Here is a 15,749-nt window from a genome sequence, read left to right as displayed (position 1 = left end):
TCGGCAAAACCCCAAAGTGGAAATCAGGCACCCGACCTGTCCTGCGCATGGCCGGGTGCTTTTTCCGGTGGCCCATTCAGTAACGCGCGTCTTTCGGCTTCTTTGTGTTCGGCCAGTCCTTCACCTTGCCGGCGAAATCAGGACGCGGCATGTGAGTGAAATATTCCGATACGTCGACTGCTTCCTGATCGGTCAGAACCCCGCCCTGCCCGATGGGCAGATTGTAGTTCTGGGCAGGCGGCATCGCATATTTGACAAATTGCGCCGCCTTGTAGGTGCGAGCCAGTCCCGCCCCGATGTTGAAGCTTTCATCACCCCAAAGCGGCGGGAAGATATAATCGCCTGCCTGATCTTTCATGCCTTCGCCGCCAGCTCCATGGCAGGTAGAGCATTGTGCAGCGTAGATTTTTGCACCGTTAACCGGATCGGGAACGAGGCTTTCATCGATGGGACCGGCATTGCGTATCGCCACTTTGGTTCCCTTTTTCACATCCTGCCGCAGCCAGTCCATATAGGCGACCATCGCCTTCATATCAGCGCCGTCGGGGGGCAAGGGCTTGCCGTTCATCGAACGCTGGAAACAGCCATTGATGCGCATCACCAGATCGACTTCCTTGCCTGCACGGGGCATGACGGCAGGATAAAAGTTGCTGGTATTGATATAGGGCGCAACGTTATCCATCTTGCCCTGCCCCATGTGGCAGGAATTGCAGTTCAGACCATTGCCGACATAGTCAGGCAGAAGCCGCGCCGTTTCGTTGAGCAACCGCTTTCCATGCATGATCTCGGGCGCGTTCGGCTGTTTTAGAATGTCACGGTCCGGCGGAATGACATAGGTTCCGACCTGTTTCTTATCCTTGTCCAGGACCGCATAGGCCTTGGGAGCCGGAGCATCCAGCGAAGGCCGCAGATGATTGAAAAGGAAAGCGCCGCCCGTTACCGCCACGGCAAAACCGGCACCAAGAACGACAATCGTACTGGTTTTCATTGCTTGTTCTCCGGAACGTACTGGGCAGGCTTGTGAGCGATTTCACGCCGCATGCGGGCGATATCCTGCTCCGTTATGGCTGCGCCGTGGTTGCCCCAGCCGTTGCGAATGAAGTTCAGGATTTCGGCGACCTGCCAGTTCGGAAGATCGGCAAAGCCGGGCATGGTGAAAGCCATCTTGTCCGCTGGCGTTTCGGGCGTTCTGCCCCCGGTCAGCGTAACTTGAATAAGCGAGCTTGGGTCATCGGCAAAGACAATCGAATTGCCTGCAAGTGCAGGATAGATGCGCGGCGCACCCTTACCGTCCATTCGGTGGCAAACCGAACATTGCTCGACATAAGACAGGGCGCCCGGCGCAGTGAAATCCCCAGCCTTGAGGGCGGCAGTCGTCACATCTTCCTTGGGCCGCCATTCGCGCTCCCGCCCTTCACTGGGCGGTAGCGACTTCAGATAGCGGGCAATCGCACGCAGATCATCTTCCGCCAGATACTGAGTCGAGTGCTGCACGACATCGGCCATCGAGCCGAATGCCGCGGTGCGGTCGGTCCGTCCGGTCTTCAGGAAGGTGACGATCTCGTCCTCAGCCCATGTCGAAAGACCGGTGTCCTGATCGCGCAGGTTTTTCGCATACCAGCCTTCCAGAACCGAACCGGACAGGAACTTTCCTTTCGCGTCGTTCTTGATCGCTTTTTCTTCATAGGCGAGACCACGTGGCGTGTGGCACGCGCCGCAATGACCGAGCCCTTCGACCAGATAGGCGCCGCGGGCGATCACCGGATCGGTATCGGCTGCAATCTCGAACGAACGCGAGTTTCCAAAGAAAAGCTGCCAGTAGGCGAGCGGCCAGCGCATATTGGTCGGCCATGGCAAGGTGCTGGGCTGGTTGTCCTGCTTTACCGGCTCCACCTTCGACATGAAGAACGCATAAAGCGCCTTCATGTCCTCATCATTGACGACCGTATAGGAGACAAACGGCATTGCCGGATAAAGATGGACGTTATCCCGGCGCACGCCCTGCCGCACCGCGCGCTCGAAATCGGCATAGCTGTAGCTCCCGATGCCGGCCTCACGATCCGGCGTGATGTTGGTGGAATAGATCGTACCAAGCGGCGTCTGCATGCCGAGCCCGCCTGCAAAAGCCTTGCCACCCGGTGCCGTATGGCAGGCAGCGCAATCGCCCGCATGAGCAATATATTCGCCCTTTTCGATCAAAGCCTTGTCGGTGACATCGACGGCGCTTTCCTGCCGTGTTGTCAGCCAATGGGGTGTTGAAAGCGCAAAGAGCCAGGCTGCGGCCAGCGCACCCGCGCCGCCGACCGCCGCTTTCCAGATCAGTTTCATGTGCCCTCCGACACCATTTCCCTTGTGATGGGGAGAACGTCGGAGATTCGGAATGAAAGAGCATTGACCGCGATCAAGGCTCGTCTGGGTTAACGTTCAGCAGGCGATAAACGCAAAGGCTTATGCACGTTTAGCGTGCTTGATAACCCGGGCAAATCGCTTTACGGGCGGCACCCTATCCGAAACCCTTGCACACTTTTCGAGATGGGCTCTTAGCCTGCAAAGATCACCAGCTTTAAGAATAAGTGAGAAAAAGCTAGGTAAATCAAATAAAAAAGGCATTGCAGCAACCGCTAACAGAAGGCATGATTGCACATATGGGGGCAGGTATTGCAATCGTCGGAGAGGACGGAATGGATCGCGCCCTTCAAAATGGCAGCCCGTTATCGGACGGGACAACTGCAGACGATATGATGACACTTGAAGCCGTCGAACTGGAGTTCGCGCTTGGGGCCATTGACGTACTGATCGAAGGTTTTGACTCCGCTCTCGCCAAGGCCGCCGAACGTGTTGGCGGTGAAGTGCTGTTCAACATGCCGGCGCTGGACACCAGCGAAGCACAACGCATCGGGGCAATTGCCATCGCCGGACAACCGGAAGATCAGGTCATATTCGTCACATTGCGCAATGACGGCACGACGCTGTCCGTCGAGCCGCCAGCGGGCGAGAATGCCGTTTTCGAAAGCCTGGGCCGCAACTATGCCGCAGTGATGAAAAGCCTTTCTCCGAAGGAAAAAGTCAACGGCGCGTGAACTGTCAAACTGGATTATTTCGGCGCTGCGGACTTTGGAACGCCCGCGTGAAGGTTGTGCGGTGCGACCGGGTTGAGCGTCATGGTCGTCTCGACGTCCTTCAGACGGACGAATTTCATTCCCTTCGCTTTCAAGGCCAGCACGCCTTTGACCACGCCCTCGCCCGCCGAGCGTGCCGGCTGGTTGACATGCGAAATGATGACGTCTCCATCCCGGGCGGCGGCGATGCGGCGCTCGACCGCCGGTGCCAGCAGGGAAGCGCCCTGATCGCCGTTCAAGGAATAACCGCCGATCTTGTAGCCCATGCTCGTCGCCAGCTTGACGGCGTCTGTCGAATAACGGGCCGTCGCATCGCGATACCAGACAGGCTTCGGCATTTCGGTATCAGTGATCGCCTTCGTTCCCCCCTCTATTTCCGTACGCACAGCTTCAAGTGAGCCCGCTGTCGTGATGCCGTACATTTTCGGCTGGTTGGTGATAGCCGGAACATGCATCGCACCATGATTCTCGATATCGAAGAGATCGGCATTGGCCTTAAGAACCGCCATGGCGTCCGGATTCTGCTTGATCCACCGACCCGTTACGAAAATCGTTGCCGGAATGCGGTTCTGCACCAGCATGTCGAGTATCCGGTGGTCTGTCTTGCCCATGCAGGCATCAAGCGTCAACGCCACCTGCGGCGACGCCGCGCCGCCGCGCGCAATATGCAATTGCGGCTCGACAATTCTTATCGTGTCGGGGCCGACTTTGTTCTCCGCACGCTCCTGCGGCGAGATATCATAAGCGCTGGCAATGCCGGTCGTAATGAGAAAGGCGGCTCCAGCCGCAGCAATATAACGAAACATGACAAGGTCTTCTAAAAATGTTTTAACCAGCGGCACGTTGCGCCGCCAGTTAAGCCAAACTGTGGCATACTGCCTCAAACCTTGCGTATAGCCGACTGCGCCGCCGCCAGACGGGCAATCGGCACGCGGAACGGCGAGCAGGAAACATAGTCAAGACCGGTCTTCTCGCAGAAGGCGATCGACGCCGGATCACCGCCATGCTCGCCGCAAATGCCAAGCTTGATATTGTTGCGTGTCTTCCGTCCACGTTCGGCGGCGATTTCCACCAGTTCACCGACACCTTCCAGATCGAGCGATACGAACGGGTCCTGTTCGATCACGCCCCGCTGCTGATAGGAGGTGAGGAAGGACGATGCGTCATCGCGTGAAATGCCGAATGTCGTCTGCGTCAGATCGTTGGTGCCAAACGAGAAGAACTCGGCGGTTTCAGCGATTTCGGCGGCGCGCAGTGCGGCACGCGGCAACTCGATCATCGTGCCGACCATATAGTCGATCTTGATACCCGCCTCGGCCATGACGTCCCTTGCAACGGCATCGATACGCGCCTTGACGAAATCGAGTTCAGCTTTCAGACCGACCAGCGGCACCATCACTTCCGGCCCCACAGGCTCGCCGGTTTTCCTGCCAGCCTCGACGGCTGCTTCAAAAATGGCGCGCGCCTGCATTTCCGCGATTTCCGGATAGGATACAGCCAGACGGCAACCGCGATGGCCCAGCATCGGGTTGAACTCATGCAGGCTATCTGCGCGTTCACGCAGTTTTGCCGCATCGACCCCCATCGACCGGGCAACTTCTGCAACTTCCTCATCCGTATGCGGCAGGAACTCATGCAATGGCGGATCGAGCAGACGGATCGTGACGGGCAGTCCCTTCATGATCTCGAAAAGCTCGACAAAATCCGAACGCTGCATGGGCAGAAGCTTTGCCAGCGCCGCGCGTCGGCCTTCTTCATTGTCGGAAAGGATCATCTCGCGCATGGCAACGATGCGGCTTCCATCAAAGAACATATGTTCGGTACGGCAAAGGCCGATACCTTCCGCACCGAACGACCGCGCCGTGCGGGCATCGGCAGGCGTTTCGGCGTTAGCGCGCACCTTCATCCGGCGAGTACGGTCGGCCCATTCCATCAGCTTGCCGAAATCGCCGGAAAGCTCCGGCTGCAGCATGGCGACCGCACCTTTGAGAACCTGCCCGGTGCCGCCGTCGACCGTGACCACGTCGCCCTTCCTGAAGGTCTGGCCAGCCGCCAGCATGACGCCGTTGCGATAATCGACGCGTAGCGATCCCGCGCCGGAAACACAGGGCTTGCCCATGCCGCGGGCAACGACTGCCGCGTGACTGGTCATGCCACCGCGTGTCGTCAGAATGCCTTCCGCCGCGTGCATACCGTGAATATCTTCCGGGCTGGTTTCAATGCGAACGAGGATAACCTTGCGGCCTTCCGATTTTGCCTGTTCGGCATCTTCGGAAGAGAAGACGATTTCGCCCGTCGCAGCCCCCGGCGATGCGGGCAGCCCCTGACCGATCACCTGACGCTCGGCGCGTGGGTCGATGGTTGGGTGCAGCAACTGGTCGAGCGCTGCCGGATCGACGCGCAGAACCGCTTCTTCCTCGGAAATTAGGCCTTCGCCCGCCATTTCGACGGCCATTTTCAACGCGGCCTTTGCGGTGCGCTTGCCAGAGCGGGTCTGGAGCATCCACAATTTGCCGCGCTCGATAGTGAATTCAAGGTCCTGCATATCGCGATAATGCTGTTCGAACCGGTCGGCGACGTTGAGGAATTCAGCAAAAGCTTCCGGCATCACCTTTTCCAGCGACGGCTTGTCGGACCCGGCTGCGATACGCGCTTCCTCGGTAATATTCTGCGGCGTGCGGATACCCGCGACGACGTCTTCGCCCTGCGCATTGACGAGGAACTCGCCGTAGAGTTTCTTCTCGCCTGTCGAAGGATTGCGCGTGAACGCGACGCCCGTGGCAGAGGTTTCACCCATATTGCCAAATACCATGGCCTGCACATTGACGGCCGTGCCCCAGGCCGCCGGAATATTGTGCAGGCGCCGATAGGTGATGGCGCGCGCATTCATCCAGCTTGAGAAGACAGCGCCGATGGCGCCCCAAAGCTGTTCTCGCGGGTCTTGCGGGAAAGGCTGGCCAAGTTCTTCCTCAACCTTGGCCTTGTAAGAGCCGATAACATCCTTCCAGTCCTCCGCTGTCAGCGCCGTATCGACCTCGACGCCGAGGTCGGCCTTCTTGTCTTCGAGAATTTCTTCAAAAAAGCCGTGGTCGACGCCCAGAACGACATCCGAATACATCTGGATGAAGCGGCGGTAGCTGTCATAGGCAAAGCGCTCATCCCCCGCCTCGCGCGCAATGGCCTCCACGGTCTCATCGTTGAGACCAAGATTGAGCACCGTATCCATCATGCCCGGCATGGAAGCCCGGGCGCCGGAGCGCACCGACACCAAAAGCGGCTTTTCGGCATCGCCGAAATTGCGCCCCGTCACTGCCGCAATATGGCTCAAAGCCGCCTGAACCTGATCATTCAGTTCGGTTGGATAGGAACGCTCATGATCGTAATAATAGGTGCAGACTTCGGTCGTAATGGTAAAGCCCGGAGGCACTGGAAGACCAAGGCTGCTCATTTCAGCCAGGTTCGCTCCCTTGCCGCCGAGAAGATTACGGTCGCTTGCCGCACCTTCTGCCTTGCCGTCGCCGAATGTGTACACCCACTTCGCCATCATGGCCTCCCTTGATGCAGGACGGCTCATAAAAGGCTTGCAACAGTTGCAAGCACTCCTTGAACCTGCTCCTGTTGCTTATGCGATCAGCAACACTGCTGCCAACCAAAAAAGCGCGGCCGCGACAATAGAATCGATTAGACTTCAACCTGGAAAGAAGTTTCCTGACTTGCGTGAAAGGGCGCGCTCCGTGAAATTGAGGTCCGGTCGGTAATGCCAATATTATCCCTTCAACACGCAATCAGTTTATCGCTGGTGCAGGGGAAATAACGTCCCGATAGGTTGAAATGTTTCAATATGCCGACATGCCAACGATGGGGCGACTGCGTTTCTGAACAGTTTCCATGTCGTATCGTCTTGACAAGAGTGGGGATTCCCCACCATCGTAAGAACAAATAGAGAACTTTTGGAAGTCGTACCATGCGTATCACAGGAAAACTCGATTATCTGGAAATGCCGGCCGCCAATGGTTCGCTTGACGCGACCAAGAGCTTTTATGCACGGGCCTTCGGGTGGAGTTTTACGGATTACGGTCCCACCTATTCGGCTTTTGCAGAAGGACTGGACGGAGGCTTTGATGCAGATGGCGGCGCAATCGCAAAGCCGCTGCCTGTGCTTTATTCCGCCCAACTGGAAGACACGCTGCAGGCGGTCACGGAAGCGGGCGGAACTATCGTCAAGCCCGTATTTTCCTTTCCCGGCGGACGCCGTTTCCATTTCATCGATCCCGCAGGCAACGAGCTTGCGGTCTGGAGCGACCGATAGATTTTTTCTCGCATCCATTCCGCCGGTTTGTCGCGGAACAGGATGACGGCTCGCCGCAAGCCAAATGCGGCGAGCCGTTCGAATTCAAGAGCGGCTCCTATTTTAACGGAATCGCCGGAACCGCTCTAACTATTTGTTTTATCGCATTTTACGACGCAAAACCGTTTCACACTTTTGCTGGAAATGCTCCGCTTGCCATTACAACTGCAATTGATGGCCTTGGAACCTCAATGAATGCGTACTTTCGGAATACAGCTTTCCGTTTCAGTCTGTAGTGTGGTGTGATGGAGGTCATATTGCTCTTGCAAAACCTGTTCGACAGCACGCCGCACTGTCTCGCCGTCGGCTTTTTCTTCCAGAACGATGTGAGCCGTTAGCGAATGCTGGCCCTTGGTTAGCGACCAGATATGAAGATCATGCACGGAAGCCACGCCGGCAACCCCGGCGATCGATGTCTTGATCTGCGCCACATCGATCCCCGCCGGTACGCCTTCCAGAAGAATGTTGATGCATTCCTTGAGCAGAACCCATGTGCGTGGAAAGACCATGAAGCCTATCCCCACAGCGATAAGGGAATCGATCCATTCCCATCCGGTTAGGTAAATGAGGAGTGCGGCGGTAATCACGCCCACCGAGCCGAGCATATCCGCCCAGACCTCGAGATAAGCGCCCTTCACGTTCAGGCTCTCATCCTTGTGCCCTGCCAGCACCCGCATGGAAATGAAGTTGACGACCAGCCCGACAATGGCTATCGCCATCATGCCTAGCGACTGGACCTCAGCCGGTTTCGACAGGCGTTCGTAAGCCTCGTACAAAATATAGAATGCGACGGCCAGCAGCAGAAGTGCGTTGAACGCCGCTGCCAATATTTCGAAACGTGCATAGCCGTAAGTACGGAAAATATCGGCAGGACGCCGGCCAATATAAATGGCGATTAGCGCCAGCAGAAGCGCAAAGGTGTCCGTCGCCATGTGCGTGGCGTCGGAAAGAAGCGCCAGACTGCCAGTGATGAAACTGCCGACAGCTTCGGCGATCATGAAGGCTCCGGTCAGGCCGAATGCGATCCACAGCCGGGAGATCGGCGTATTCTTTACATCTGCATGATCGTGGCCCGCTTCCATACGTCCTCCCGCACAGAACGCGTTTCGCTCTGATTAATTCAGATCGACGCTCTAACGCCTGTTATCTGAAGTAGAATCCTGCGCTCGTTTCATTCCGGTCGGATTCTGCTCCATATCGAAAATCAGCTTGCCTCGCGCAGCCGCTCCGCAGTCTGCAAGTCCACCGAAACGAGCTGGCTCACGCCCTGCTCGCCCATGGTGACACCGAACAGGCGGTTCATGCGCGCCATGGTGATCGGGTTGTGGGTGATGACTACAAAGCGCGTTTCGGTCGAAGCCGCCATTTCATCCATCAGATTGCAATAGCGCTCGACATTGTGATCGTCGAGCGGCGCGTCCACTTCGTCGAGCACACAGATCGGCGCTGGATTGGTGAGAAACACCGCGAAGATGAGCGCCATGGCAGTCAGTGCCTGTTCACCGCCGGAAAGCAGCGTCATGGTTTGCGGCTTCTTGCCGGGCGGGCGGGCCAGAATCTCCAGCCCGGCCTCAAGCGGATCGTCACTTTCGATCAGTTGCAGTTCCGCCGTGCCGCCACCGAAGAGATGTGTGAACAGCCGCTGGAACTGCACATTCACCACATCGAACGCAGCCAGAAGGCGTTCGCGCCCCTCGCGGTTGAGGCTCTGAATTGCCTGGCGCAGCTTCTTGATCGCCTCGATCACGTCCTCGCGCTCTGAGACGATGGTATCGAGACGTCCGGACAATTCCTGCTGTTCTTCATCGGCACGAAGATTAACCGCACCAAGTCGCTCGCGCTCGATCTTCAGCCGCTCCAATTGTCGTTCCAGCTGGTCTGGATCAGGCAAGGCTTCGTCCGGCTTCAAACCGGCCTGGCGGATAGCCTCATGCGGCGGGCAGTTCAGCGCTTCGGCGATGCGGGCTTCCGCATCCTTGCGCCGCTCTTCGGCTGCGGCAAGACGTTCTTCGGCACGTGCCCGCTGTTCGCGGCTAGCCGCCAGTTGCTGAATCGCAAGGGTTGCGATTCTGTCGAGTTCCGCCTGCGCCGCCTCGGCTTCAGCCAGAATGTCAGCCGCCTGCTTGCGAAGGGCATCTGCCTGAGAAAGCTCGTTCAACAGCGCACGGCGTCTGTTTTCGATCTCGTCAGGTGCCTCGGCCAACGCTTCGGCCTCATCCGCCGTTTCTGCCCGACGATCATTCAATGCCGCTATATGGCGGTCGGCATTTTCGGCGCGCGATTTCCAGTTGCGGCGCTCCAGCGCAATTATTTCCAGCCGTCGCTTGCGGGCATCAGCTTCACGCCGCAGCCCTTCATAGGCAGCGCGCGCCTCAGCTAGCGCCGCGCGATCCGCCATGACCTCGCTGCTCAATGCGGCGAGCCGTTCGCCAATCGCATCGATATCCGGCATTTCGCCGAGCCGATCTTCGGCTTCCGCGACACGCATCTGCGCTTCTTCGAGATTTTCAGTGAGATGCGCCTTGCTGTCTTCAAGACCGGCGCGGCGTGTTGCAAGCTGGCCTGCGGCGCGTTCGGCAGCAGCCAAGGCTTCGCGCGCTTCGTCAAGCTTGCGCTGGTTTGCGCGCCATTGGTCGCGGGCGACGCGCTCCCGCTCGATGGCCTCGCGAACGCCAGCCTCGCTGCGCTGCACGTCCTGCTCTGCCTGTTCGGCACGCTTGCGGGCGGCAACAGCTTCCTGTTCGAGTTCCGCCAGCCGGTTTTTTTGTGCCAGCCGCTGGGCCGCAGGCGTCGGCGCATCGGCGCTCGCCGTATACCCGTCCCAACGCCATAGCGCGCCGGCCTTGCTCACCAGCCGCTGACCCGGTTGCAGCAAGGCTTGGAGGCGCTTGCCGTCGCTGTCCGAAACAACGCCAACCTGTGCCAGCCTGCGGCGCAATTGCTGCGACCCTTCCACCAACCGGTCGAGCGGCGTCGCACCCTCCGGCAAAGCTGGATCGGCGTTGGCGGCAGGATTATAAGCCCAATAGACCGGCGCGCGCTCATCGCTGGCCGCATCGAGGTCTTCGCCAAGTGCGGCCCCGAGCGCGACTTCATAGCCCTTCTCGACGCGCAATTCTTCGACCACCGGCGGGAACTGTCCCATTTCACCGGCATTCAGAATGCGGGCCAGCGTCTGCGCTTCCGTTTCGATACGGTTCAGTTCAGTGCGGGCTTCGCTCAAAGGCTGACGGTTGGCAGCCTCCGCCTCGCGTGCATTCGCGACAAGCTCTTCCGCGCTGGCAACCATTTCCTCGGACGAAGCCAGTGCTTCCGCGCAATGGTCGACCACGATGCGCTTTTCCGCCGGATCGAACAAACCGCCGATCTGCTCCGCAACCGAAGCGATGTCGCGCTCAATTGCTTCCATCTGGACAGCCAAGCGGTCGCGGCGGTCGCGGGCTTCCTTCAATGCCCGCTCAATCTGCGCGCGTTCCGCAGCAGCTTCGGCACGTTCAGCCGTTACGCGGGACAATGCATTCTCGCTGTCCTGCAAGCGAGCTTCCGCTTCCTCGAACAGCGCACGCAATTCCTGATCGCGTTCGCCGGACTCTTCGGCAGAAGCGATCAACTCCTGCTCTTCCTCATCGAGCCGCGCCAGAATGTCAGCGTTCTCGCGCATCATTTCTTCTTCACGCGCGATGTCGGCGGAAAGCTGCTCAAGACGCTTTATCAACTCGGCCCGGCGGACACGGAGGCGCTCGCCTTCCTCGTCCAGCTGGGTCCGTGCAATGGAAAGGCGCTGCAATGCAGCAGCGGCCTTCGCCTCGGCCTCGCGCAGTTCGGGCAGTTTGTGCGCGCCGATTCCTTGCGCCTTGGCGGCGTTCATCTGCGCCTGCGCCATGTCTCCAACAGCAGAGGTTGCCTGCGCCAGTGCGCTTTGCGCCTCGCCTTCCTGCATTTTTGCCTGCGCCCAGCGCAGATGGAGGAGTGCGGCTTCCGCCCGGCGGATATCTGCGGAAAGCGCTTTGAAGCGGTTTGCCTGACGGGCCTGACGCTTCAGGCTTTCGATCTGGCTGCCCAGTTCGCCCACCACGTCATCCAGACGTTCCAGATTGGTTTCGGCGGCACGAAGGCGCAGTTCGGCTTCATGACGGCGCGTATGCAGGCCGGAAATGCCAGCGGCTTCTTCGAGAAGCGCACGGCGCGCCTGCGGCTTTGCCTGAATAAGCTCACCGATACGCCCCTGTCCGACCATAGATGGCGAACGTGCACCGGTCGACTGATCCGCGAAGAGAAGCTGCACATCCTTGGCGCGCGCTTCCTTACCGTTGATGCGGTAGACCGATCCGGATTCGCGTTCGATGCGGCGCGAAACCTGCAACTCGTCAGCATCATTGTAGCTGGGCGGTGCGGTGCGGTCCGAATTGTCGAGGAAGAGCGTGACCTCCGCCGTATTGCGCGCGGGTCGCGTGGCGGAGCCGGAGAAAATCACGTCGTCCATGCCGGAAGCGCGCATGTTCTTGTATGAGTTTTCACCCATCACCCAGCGCAGTGCTTCGACCAGATTGGATTTGCCGCAACCGTTCGGGCCAACGACGCCAGTCAGCCCGCCTTCGATAACGAACTCCATTGGCTCGACGAAGGATTTGAAGCCGACAAGACGCAGCCTGGAAAAGCGCATCAGCGAACGCCTCCCGCTACGGTCTCAGAAACGCAAAAAGCGGGCGCAAAGAAGCGCCCGCTTTTCGATCTGAAAAACGGATCAGAGAAGCTTGTCGATGATTGCCGACATTTCGTCAACCGAAAGCGCTCCAGCGTATTTTTGTCCGTTAATGAAGAAAGTCGGCGTTGCATTCACACCGAAATCCTTCGATCCACGCTCCATCGTAGCTCTCACATCATCGAGAAGTTGCTGGTTCGTCAAGCAAGCCTTGAAGGACTCCTGTGTAAAACCGGCAAGTTTTGCAATTTGCAGGAGAGCGGCTTCGCCGTCTTCGGCAGTCGCCCATTGCTGCTGCTGCTTGAAGAAAACGTCAACCATCGGGAAGTACCGGTCTTCCGGTGCGCAGCGCGCCAGCATGAAAGCGGCAGTTGCGCGCGGATCGAACGGAAATTCACGGAAGATGAGCCGCGCCTTGCCCGTATCGATATATTTTTCCTTGATTTTCGGGAAGGTGTTGATCGTGAAATCGGCGCAATGCGGGCAGGTCAGCGAGGCATATTCAACGATGGTGACCGGCGCGTCCGCCTTGCCGTAGACCATATCCTTCAGCTTGCCAGCTTCGGCAATCTTGGCTGCATCGACTGTGCCTTCCGGACTACGCTGCTGCGCATTCGCGCCACCGGCAAAAGCCAGACCGGCAGCAGCCGCTCCAGCAAGAGAAATAACGTGTCTGCGATTAAACGCTGCAGGCATCCGAATCATCCAGTCCTGTTTCAATAGTTGACTTCGACATACAATCTAAAGCGGCAGATCGCACTTCGCTAGACCCGCAGCGTTCACATGAAAGTCAGCACCTTGCGTTTTTTGTCTTCATATTTGCGACAATTCAATTGGGGTACCGAACTCAAACTGCTGAAAGCTTGCATCAAATTTATGGCAGTTAGCCGAATTCAGCTATCTTTGCGATCTTTTCGGCCCGTCGTCCGCTTCTCCGCAAGAATGTTCTTGCCAAGACGGGCAAGTGCCGCGCGAAGCGCATCGTCTTCTATGGCGTCCGTCGCCTTGTCGATGCGACGCTCGTCCGCTGGCCCGAGGGGCGTCAGCCGCTTCACCCGTCGCTTGACCGGGATGACCGGGGGCTTCTGCTCGATGCGAATGCGCCCCACCGCCGAGAACCCTAGAAACCCGTTGATACGACTGATGATTTCTCCCGTTTCGTGCTGGACCTGAAGCGCTGCAAATCCTTCACAGGCGATGATCAGCGTTGCCGGAGAAAACGGATCGTCCTCATGCAGACGGCGCGGCCAGATAATGCGCAGCGGGCGCGAGGTTGCGCCAATGGCGGGACCGACAATGTCTTCCCAGGATTGAAGCAAAGCGAGATTGATACCGGCGCGTTTCTGCAGCATCGGATCGACCAAACCCGAAGCCATATCTGCGAGCGGCCTGAAGCCACGCTTGGACGTTTTTTCGCTCATCGCGCTCCATTGTAGCCGCGAAACCACTCCACGAACAAAGGAATACCCTGATCGAGCGTGGTTTTCGGACTAAAGCCAAGATCGCGGGCAGCGAGCGTGATGTCGGCATAGGTGCGCGGCACATCGGCGGCGGGCATAGGTTCGAGCTTGCGGATCGCTTCCTTTCCGGTCGCCTTTTCGATTGCGGCGATGAAATCGTTGAGCATCACGGGCCGGTTGTTGCCGAGATTATAGACGGGTGCCGTAACTTCCGGTTTGTCAAGTATACGCCGCACCGCGCCGACCACCCCACTGACGATATCGTCCACGAAGGTAAAATCCCGCTGCATCTCGCCATTGTTGAACACGCGGATCGGCTCGCCCTTAAGGATCGCCGAGGTGAACAGCCACGGCGCCATGTCAGGACGTCCATAGGGACCGTAAACCGTGAAGAAGCGCAAACCGGCGGAGTGGAGCTTATGCACGTGACGGTAGGAGTAAGCCAGCAATTCGCCAGAGCGCTTTGTTGCGGCATAGATCGATACAGGATGATCGACGGGATCGCTTTCGGAAAACGGCACCTTTTCGTTGGCACCATACACCGACGACGAACTGGCATAGACTACAGGCGGCCGCTTCTCCAGTCTCAGCGCGGTTTCGAAAACCGTGACCTGTCCCTGAACATTGGCAGAAATATAGGCCGATGGGTTCTCAATGGAATAACGCACACCTGCCTGTGCAGCGAGATGCACGATGACATCCGCATCACGGTCAGTTCCAATCGCAGCACTGAATGCCTCTGCGTCGGAAATATCTGCCTTCGCGAACCGGAACCCGTCACGCATGTGAAGCTTGGAAAGACGGGTTTCCTTCAACGCGACCGGATAATAATCGTTTACATTGTCGATGCCTACAACCTGCCAGCCCTCGTCCAGCAGTCGTTGCGCGGTATGAAAACCGATGAACCCGGCGGCACCCGTTACAATCGCTTTCATGCAGGTGATTTCTTTCCCAAAACATATGAGGTAAGCCCGGCGCGTCGTGCCGCCATGATGCGCCTTGATGCAGCCGCGTTCAGCGCAGCAAGGAAGAACATGGTCGAGGATATCGTCACTTCGTGCAACAACGGATTATGCAACATGCCATAGCTGCCGCACACGAGGGCGAAGTAGATCAAGGCTCGCCGCATTGCCCAGCTATCGGCGGTTCGCCACAAATAGACGAAGATGGAGATAAAGGCACAGGCCATGAAGGTGAGACCGACAATACCGTCGTTCAGCAACTCGTCGAGTACCGTGTTATGAACGTGGCGGAAGCCATCAAGCATTCCGGCCTTGTCTCCCGCTGCGGCCCTCACATAGTCCATCTTTGAATAGGAACCAACACCCGTCAACGGATGTGCCGCGATAACATCAGACGCACTTCTCCACATGACCTCGCGAATATCGGCGGAAACTTTATCCTCCCAATCAGCGGCGTGCCCCGTATCGTAATATTCGATCATTCCAGAAAAACGTTTGGATATGATACTGCCAACCGGCCCCACCACGACGAGAGCGGCTATTGCTGCAAACAGTACCGCATAAGCGGCTCCCTGCTGCTTGATACTGAAACGCTTCAGGAAGACGAGAATTTCCACGGCTGCGAAAATCGGCAACACCACGATGACTGCCCGGGTTTCCGACGTCAGAACCGCCGCGAACCCCAATACCAACCACTGCGGACCGTTCGGCAAGTAACGCGAAGCGTTACGCAAAGGAATGGCAGCGGATATCGCCGCTACCCCGGCCACGAATGCAAAGACGGCCTGATTGCCACCGACACCTATACGGCCACCATCTGTCACAGAAAGATAGAGCGCGACAATAACGGCGAGCAGTGTTCCAACGCGCGCACCAAGGACATAGGCTCGCAGAGGGTCCCGGACAAGCACCATTCCCGAACCGGCGAAAGCGAAAATCGCGATCAGCAGGGTATAACCGATCTGCCGGTTATCGTTGAAAGGCTCTCCCCGAAACAAGATCAGGCCCAGCGACCAGACAGCATATAAAATTATGAACAAATAGAATTTCTTAGCGAACATGCGTGTAGTCGCATGACGTCCGCAGGCGAGATAAATACCGATGCAAGAAAATACGAAAAGTATCAGTGGTCCAAGGCCGACGCGAATGGGCATGGCC

General features: G+C 57.9%; 12 protein-coding genes. 2 read left to right on the top strand and 10 right to left on the bottom strand.

Annotated features, from left to right (window positions below; all coding sequences use genetic code 11):
* Positions 1-76: 76 nt before the first annotated feature.
* Complete coding sequence (locus tag J9800_RS13155) at positions 77-988, bottom strand: c-type cytochrome (RefSeq protein ID WP_210845756.1); 912 nt, start codon at positions 986-988, stop codon at positions 77-79.
* The gene (locus J9800_RS13150; RefSeq protein WP_210845754.1) at positions 985-2,328 is read right to left on the bottom strand and encodes a c-type cytochrome; all 1,344 of its coding nucleotides are present in this window, start codon (positions 2,326-2,328) and stop codon (positions 985-987) included. Before J9800_RS13150 ends, J9800_RS13155 begins: the two co-directional genes overlap by 4 nt.
* Before the next feature lie 353 nt (positions 2,329-2,681).
* On the opposite strand from J9800_RS13150, the gene J9800_RS13145 reads away from it, so the two are divergent.
* Positions 2,682-3,080: a hypothetical protein gene (locus tag J9800_RS13145; RefSeq protein WP_121980503.1), complete on the top strand. Its 399-nt coding sequence runs from the start codon at positions 2,682-2,684 to the stop codon at positions 3,078-3,080.
* 14 nt (positions 3,081-3,094) lie between these two features.
* Here the strand turns inward: J9800_RS13145 and J9800_RS13140 are convergent, their stop codons facing one another.
* Together J9800_RS13140 and ppdK are read right to left on the bottom strand one after the other, a co-directional pair.
* Positions 3,095-3,925: a polysaccharide deacetylase family protein gene (locus J9800_RS13140; protein WP_210845752.1), complete on the bottom strand. Its 831-nt coding sequence runs from the start codon at positions 3,923-3,925 to the stop codon at positions 3,095-3,097.
* A 74-nt stretch (positions 3,926-3,999) separates the two neighbouring features.
* A complete protein-coding gene (gene ppdK / locus J9800_RS13135; protein ID WP_210845750.1) occupies positions 4,000-6,663 on the bottom strand; it encodes a pyruvate, phosphate dikinase in 2,664 nt (887 codons plus the stop codon).
* A gap of 420 nt (positions 6,664-7,083) precedes the next feature.
* Here ppdK and J9800_RS13130 point away from each other — a divergent pair, with 420 nt between their 5' ends.
* Entirely contained in the window at positions 7,084-7,428 is a 345-nt protein-coding gene (locus J9800_RS13130) for a VOC family protein (protein WP_210845748.1), read from the top strand.
* A 227-nt stretch (positions 7,429-7,655) separates the two neighbouring features.
* Here the strand turns inward: J9800_RS13130 and J9800_RS13125 are convergent, their stop codons facing one another.
* The 6 genes from J9800_RS13125 to J9800_RS13100 all read right to left on the bottom strand — a co-directional run bounded on the left by J9800_RS13125 (position 7,656) and on the right by J9800_RS13100 (position 15,631).
* Positions 7,656-8,549: a cation diffusion facilitator family transporter gene (locus J9800_RS13125; RefSeq protein ID WP_210845746.1), complete on the bottom strand. Its 894-nt coding sequence runs from the start codon at positions 8,547-8,549 to the stop codon at positions 7,656-7,658.
* Between the two features lie 122 nt (positions 8,550-8,671).
* Positions 8,672-12,130: a chromosome segregation protein SMC gene (smc, locus tag J9800_RS13120; protein WP_210845744.1), complete on the bottom strand. Its 3,459-nt coding sequence runs from the start codon at positions 12,128-12,130 to the stop codon at positions 8,672-8,674.
* 81 nt (positions 12,131-12,211) lie between these two features.
* The gene (locus J9800_RS13115) at positions 12,212-12,865 is read right to left on the bottom strand and encodes a DsbA family protein (protein WP_112590578.1); all 654 of its coding nucleotides are present in this window, start codon (positions 12,863-12,865) and stop codon (positions 12,212-12,214) included.
* A gap of 197 nt (positions 12,866-13,062) precedes the next feature.
* On the bottom strand, positions 13,063-13,590 hold the full coding sequence (locus J9800_RS13110) for a DUF721 domain-containing protein (protein WP_112590279.1): 528 nt from the start codon (positions 13,588-13,590) through the stop codon (positions 13,063-13,065).
* Positions 13,587-14,564, bottom strand: coding sequence for an SDR family NAD(P)-dependent oxidoreductase (locus tag J9800_RS13105; protein ID WP_112590282.1), 978 nt, complete (start codon positions 14,562-14,564; stop codon positions 13,587-13,589). Before J9800_RS13105 ends, J9800_RS13110 begins: the two co-directional genes overlap by 4 nt.
* Positions 14,561-15,631, bottom strand: coding sequence for an O-antigen ligase family protein (locus J9800_RS13100; RefSeq protein ID WP_286191716.1), 1,071 nt, complete (start codon positions 15,629-15,631; stop codon positions 14,561-14,563). The genes J9800_RS13105 and J9800_RS13100 overlap by 4 nt, the downstream gene beginning before the upstream one ends.
* Positions 15,632-15,749 lie beyond the last annotated feature (118 nt).

This window comes from Ochrobactrum sp. AP1BH01-1 (assembly GCF_018066705.1).
Lineage (GTDB): Bacteria > Pseudomonadota > Alphaproteobacteria > Rhizobiales > Rhizobiaceae > Brucella.
Note: the sequence above shows the minus strand (reverse complement) of the source record. Positions and strands in the feature narration are given on the sequence as shown.

Coding starts and splice junctions, on each gene's coding strand:
- J9800_RS13155 (WP_210845756.1), bottom strand. CDS start 988: ATGAAAACCAGTACGATTGTCGTTCTTGGTGCCGGTTTTGCCGTGGCG.
- J9800_RS13150 (WP_210845754.1), bottom strand. CDS start 2,328: ATGAAACTGATCTGGAAAGCGGCGGTCGGCGGCGCGGGTGCGCTGGCC.
- J9800_RS13145 (WP_121980503.1), top strand. CDS start 2,682: ATGGATCGCGCCCTTCAAAATGGCAGCCCGTTATCGGACGGGACAACT.
- J9800_RS13140 (WP_210845752.1), bottom strand. CDS start 3,925: ATGTTTCGTTATATTGCTGCGGCTGGAGCCGCCTTTCTCATTACGACC.
- ppdK (WP_210845750.1), bottom strand. CDS start 6,663: ATGGCGAAGTGGGTGTACACATTCGGCGACGGCAAGGCAGAAGGTGCG.
- J9800_RS13130 (WP_210845748.1), top strand. CDS start 7,084: ATGCGTATCACAGGAAAACTCGATTATCTGGAAATGCCGGCCGCCAAT.
- J9800_RS13125 (WP_210845746.1), bottom strand. CDS start 8,549: ATGGAAGCGGGCCACGATCATGCAGATGTAAAGAATACGCCGATCTCC.
- smc (WP_210845744.1), bottom strand. CDS start 12,130: ATGCGCTTTTCCAGGCTGCGTCTTGTCGGCTTCAAATCCTTCGTCGAG.
- J9800_RS13115 (WP_112590578.1), bottom strand. CDS start 12,865: ATGCCTGCAGCGTTTAATCGCAGACACGTTATTTCTCTTGCTGGAGCG.
- J9800_RS13110 (WP_112590279.1), bottom strand. CDS start 13,590: ATGAGCGAAAAAACGTCCAAGCGTGGCTTCAGGCCGCTCGCAGATATG.
- J9800_RS13105 (WP_112590282.1), bottom strand. CDS start 14,564: ATGAAAGCGATTGTAACGGGTGCCGCCGGGTTCATCGGTTTTCATACC.